1 protein-coding gene is annotated in these 414 nt (G+C 60.9%); it reads right to left on the reverse strand.

Features of this window, described 5'->3' with window-relative positions:
• A partial coding sequence (locus RVY79_RS17640; RefSeq protein ID WP_317465792.1) for a LysR substrate-binding domain-containing protein occupies window positions 1–378 on the reverse strand: 378 nt, incomplete at its 3' end.
• Window positions 379–414 lie beyond the last annotated feature (36 nt).

The raw sequence follows: 414 nt of genomic DNA on the forward strand, positions 1-414 counted from the left end.
GCGTGGATCACCGGTTCGCGTTTGCAACAGCAAGCCGTGTAGGCGGAGCAGGTCGTCCGGGACTTCGGGCTTACCCGCGCGACGTAGATAGTCCGGCGATGCATAGAGGCCAACGTTAAGTTCGGCCAACTTGCGCGCACTGAGATCGCTATCCTCCAGCGACTCTCCCACGCGGACCGCCAAATCGTAATTCTCGCCAATCAGGTCCACTCGTCGGGACGACAAGTCCATCTCGAGCACGATTGCTGGATGCTCGCGCACGAAATTGGCCAGCATCTCAGGTAGCGCGCTTGCAGCCAAATCGGCAAGCAGCGAGACACGCAACCGCCCACTAGGCTTGGCCTGCCGGTGTTGCGCCAAAGCAAGTGCACCATCCACTTCAGTCGCCACCGCGCGAGCGTGCTCAAGCACATG

Source organism: Chromohalobacter sp. HP20-39 (assembly GCF_033052815.1).
Taxonomy (GTDB): domain Bacteria; phylum Pseudomonadota; class Gammaproteobacteria; order Pseudomonadales; family Halomonadaceae; genus Chromohalobacter.